This is a genomic window from Streptomyces sp. NPDC037290, assembly GCF_055603245.1.
On sequence record NZ_JBVJVZ010000085.1, the window covers coordinates 1 to 4,577 of the forward strand.

General features: G+C 60.0%; 3 protein-coding genes. 1 reads left to right on the forward strand and 2 read right to left on the reverse strand.

The features are described from left to right. Positions 1–53 precede the first annotated feature (53 nt). Both ACZ7HQ_RS44840 and ACZ7HQ_RS44845 read right to left on the reverse strand, forming a co-directional pair. On the reverse strand, positions 54–326 hold the full coding sequence (locus ACZ7HQ_RS44840; RefSeq protein ID WP_471003242.1) for a hypothetical protein: 273 nt from the start codon (positions 324–326) through the stop codon (positions 54–56). 8 nt (positions 327–334) lie between these two features. After that, the gene (locus tag ACZ7HQ_RS44845) at positions 335–793 is read right to left on the reverse strand and encodes a helix-turn-helix domain-containing protein (protein ID WP_471003244.1); all 459 of its coding nucleotides are present in this window, start codon (positions 791–793) and stop codon (positions 335–337) included. Between the two features lie 913 nt (positions 794–1,706). Here ACZ7HQ_RS44845 and ACZ7HQ_RS44850 point away from each other — a divergent pair. Continuing rightward, positions 1,707–4,214 carry a hypothetical protein gene (locus tag ACZ7HQ_RS44850; protein ID WP_471003247.1) on the forward strand — a complete coding sequence of 836 codons (2,508 nt, stop codon included), beginning with the start codon at positions 1,707–1,709 and terminating at the stop codon, positions 4,212–4,214. The last annotated feature ends 363 nt before the right edge of the window (positions 4,215–4,577 follow it).

The window sequence follows — 4,577 nt, forward strand, 5'->3', positions numbered from 1 at the left end:
CCGGCCACCGCCCGATCGAGGTCTACCGCACCCCGACCCTGCATCCCCAACTTTCAGAGCAAGATCAGTGAGCCACAAACTTGACGCGGGACACGCAGCCAGGTCCTGATCTCGGCGGTGTTGTAGGGGGTGCGGTTGTCACAGACGAGGCGGAGGTCGAGCCCGGGGGGCACCGCCTTGTCGATCGTGGCCAGGAACCTCTTGGACTCGATCGCACGGTGGCGGCGGTGGAGTTGGGATATGACGGTGCCGCCGGCGATGTCGAAGGCGGCGAAGAGGCTGGTGATGCCGTGCCGGTAGTAGTCATGGGTCCGGCGTGCGGGCACGCCCGGCATCATCGGCAAGAGCGGCTGTGAGCGGTCCAGTGCCTGGATCTGGGACTTCTCGTCCACGCAGAGCACGACTGTCTTCTCGGGTGAGTGGTGGTACAGGCCGACGACGTCGACGACCTTGCGACGAACTGCGGATCGGTGACCAGTTTGAAGGAGACCTGCAGGTGGGGCTTGAGGCCGAACTTCTTCCAGATCCGGCCGACGGTGGACTTCGACAGGCCGGTGCGCTGGGCCATCGAGGCCCGTGACCAGTGCGTGTCCCTGCCCGGAGTCGACTCCACGATGACCTCCTCGGCCTGGTCGAGGAGGATCGAGGGCGGCCGGCCCGAGCGGGGCTCATCATGCAGACCGTCGAGGCGTTTGGCGATGAGCCGGGCCCGCCAGCGGTCCACGGTCTCCCTGTCGATGCCGAGGCCGGCCGCGGACTGCTGGTTCGTTCCGCCTTCCGCGCAGCGCGGCACGATCTTGGCTCGTCACGCGAGGAACTGGGTGGTCCGGGCCTGCAGGCACTTGTCCGCTCCTTGGCGATGCTCCCGGCCAAGCACGCCGACCTGCCGTCTCGCAAGCACGGCAATCCCCGCAGTAGAGGGTGCGTCAACCGTAACGGCCCCTGTCTCACACGCTCAGCGCTACTGAACCTCGACTACTGGAACAGACCGAAGAGGTCTACCTCCTCAACACGATCCGTACCGCCCCCCGAAATGGCGCGTCACACGAACGACGCTTCCCTGCGACGACCCTCAACTTCCCATCCGCCAGGGGGAGTCAGCCGGCCATAACGTGATCATGACGGATATGTCCGAAGACTACCGTTTTACGGCTATTGCGGGCGTCTGGGGCGGGGCGTACCGTCGAGGTGGTCTGCATCACATGAGGAGGGTCTGGATCCCGCGTAACGGGGGTGAGGCGCTTTCGGGTCCTAGCGGCATAAATGCATTTCCGCCCCGGGGCCTCAGGGAACGAATCTGCCGCCCTGCTGCCCTCAGAGAACTCTGGCGACTTCCCCCGTGACTGTGGGCTCGCCTCACTCATTCTGATCACTTGGAGCATGAAATGGTTGCACGGCGCAAGAAGGCAAGCAAGAACTCGATCTCGGTGGCGAACCGATACGCGGCCTTAACCCTATCCGCGGGGACCTTACTCGGAATAGGCGTGAGTGCTGCAGGTCCAGCTGTCGCCGCGCCCCCAGTAGTGAAGTCGAAGAAAGAAGAGGGTGGGTCGGATGGGGGCGCGGCGACAGCCGGACCCGCAGGGACCTTACTCAGAATAGGCGGGACTGCTGCAGGTCAGGCTGTTCCCGCGAGTGGGTCGGGTGGGAGCGCGCAGGCGCCGATGAAGATGAATTCGACGGTGGGTGTCCAGCGAGGGGTTCCTGTGGACCACGCGACGGCGCACGACTTGTACGGGATGGGGGAGGAATTTTACAACGGGTTCAGGGATTTCGCGAAGAAAGAAGGCATCAATATCTACGTCCGTCCCACCACTGAAACGGCGCCGCACTGGTACGAGCAGGGAGCCGTCGGCAAGGAATATGTGATCAAGGCAAAGACCGTCGACCAATGGGATGCCTTCCTTTCTCTCGACCTCGGGAATAAAGCCGGACTTGTTGCCTTCTATGAACCTAAGATGCCACCCCAGTCCATAATGAATCTGTTTACCGAGAAAGACAGGAAGGAGGTCGTAAAGCGATTTGACCAGCGCAAAAAGGAATATAGTGAGCTCAGTGAAAAAATGAAGAATCTCACAAAAGAAGGAGGAGAGTACATCGTCAGTAACAACTTGATCTACAAATATCACGACGGTCGGGAAAAGCCGATCACGGGTGACTACGACCTCTACGCCCTCACCGACCGGCAAGGTAATCTACTTCCGCCGGAGCGGGAAGCGGAACTCGTCGCCAAGATGAAGGATGCGGGATGGGTTCAGCATCCCGCTCACATGTCCTGGGACATTCAAAAGAAGGATTATAAAACGGATGCGGCATATGAGTTCGACAAGGGTATCAAGCAGAAAATCGTGGACGCCCACCAGGAAGGCGAAAACGGCGAGTCGCTGCTGAAGTTCAGCCCTGAAAACGACACAGCCGTAACCGCCTATGACGAGTGGAGTCGGACGGATAAGCCGACGGTGGAGAAGTCACTGGAGGACGAGGCGTATAAATGGTATGAAGCCAAGCAAAGTGAGAAGGGGGAGCGTATTCTGTCGCGCGAGGAGTGGAAAGTAGACTATGGCGTGAGCACGAATAAGCCGTCGGTGTCACAGATGTTTACGAAGCAGATGACGGAGAGTGGGCTGGTTTTAAGGGATTCCGACGGTTCCTTGATACCTCCGGATAAGTTCACTGAAGTGGTCGATTCGATTTCGCAGGATCAGCAGTTGCGTGCGAAGTTCGAGAGCCCTTCTGTCAAGCCGGAGGAGTTCCTGAAAGAGCTGGATGCGAAGGTGAGCGCGAGGGCGGGCGTCCCGGAGGGGGGCGGCGTTCCGAAAGCGGGCGGTGCCGCGAAGGTGAGGGCGGGGCTTGGAGTTTTGAATGAGCTGACCTATTTTATTGGCCCGGCTGTCGAGGCGATCTGGGGCGGCAGTGATCCGATTCATAACCGATCACGCATGGACAATATCGAGCTCGCCGCCCTGCAGTCGACACCCGGCTTGGGCGACCTCATCTGGGGGATTGACCATTACAAGTCCATGGAAAAGAGCGGTGCATCGCTGCCTGACATTCTCAGGAGTTTCATTCCTTTCGGTGGGACGAGTGCCGAGGAGAAGTCTGTAGCGGATTTCCCTGACTCGGAAGCGGTCCGCAAGATGCGTGATGAGGGATGGGCGGGCATCGTGAACGCGTATTCCCAAGAAATGATGAGAGCTCATTACCGGGAGGTTCAGGCGGCGAGTGCGAGGGTACTGTATGACGCCTCGGTCGAGGTTTCAAAGAAGCAGCAGGAGTATTCCCAGCGCATCGAGCAGGCCCGCTCGCCCGAGGAGAAGGGAGCCTTGATGGCGCTGCAGATGCTTGCTATTGACGCGATCAAGGGCGATCGGACGAAGACGCTTGAAGACGAGTCTCAGAAGATCGACGAGAGATATGCCGAGATGACCCAGAAGTACTTACCCGATGAAAAAGATTTCAACGACGTCTATGCGGAGCATCTGAAGGCGGACATGCAGAAGGCGTTTGGCAGGCTTGCACCGGTTGCGAAGAAATTCGATGAGAACATGGCTGCGATCGAGGAGCCGCCGAAGCATGTCGACGTCGATATAAAGGATCTCTTGGCATCTTTCCAGCATGCTCGTCAACATGGCTATGCGGAGAACGGAATCGAAGTTCTGTCGGATTTCCTCAGAGGGGATCGTGCGGAAGCAGAAAATAAAATTGCCGCCACTCAGCACCAGTCAGACTACGCTTACATTGGCAGAAAGGACGGGAAGGTTCACACCCTGGACGACGCCTACTTCGCGCGCCTGGACAGGCAAAATGGGTATGAGTCCTTGACGAATGAGGGGAATGGTAACAGCAGCGAGATGGATTCTGGCCAAGGTAATTCGCGGCAGTCGCGGTCGGCTGGTGAGGAGCCCACGGCCGATACCAATCACACCGGGCAGGCCGAGCCCAATACGCTGGCCGATCAGGAGAAGGCGGGGGACGCGCGGCTTCAGGAGTTGCATGATATGCAGCGTGCGGAGCTTGAGAAGAGGCAGGAGGAGCAGCACACGTCGGAGCAGCAGCGGGCGGAGGAGCGCGCGAAGCTGGACCAGCAGCAGGCCAAGGATCGTGAGGCCCACGAGCGGGAGAAGGCGCAGCTCGAGAAGGACCAGCGGGAGAAGGCTGAGCGGGCGAAGGACGAAACGCGGCATGAGTCTCGGCCGGAGCACGAGGAGCGGTAGTCGTCCGGGGGCATCTGGGAGGCTGGTCGGTGGGCTGGTTGAGGCCTCCTGGACACTGACTGGCAGGGGCTTGCCTTTGTTGGTTGCCTGGAGTGGTTGTGGGGCTCGTTGTGGGAGTGGCGGCTGGCGCTCTTGCAGCGGGCCCTTGTCGTGTGGGGTGAGTGCCGGGCTTGTTGGGTGGAGATTAGCGGGTCTGTGTCATGCTGCGATGAGGTTGGTCTCGTACGGGCGTTGTCACATTGGCGGTGGTGTAGGCGAGTTGAGGCAGTGTCGCGCGTCAGACTTTCTGGCACAGGGGTTTGTTTGAGCCCCGTGAGCATGTAGGAGAGGCTGATGTCCCGTCCGCCGCAGTTCCCGGTGGAG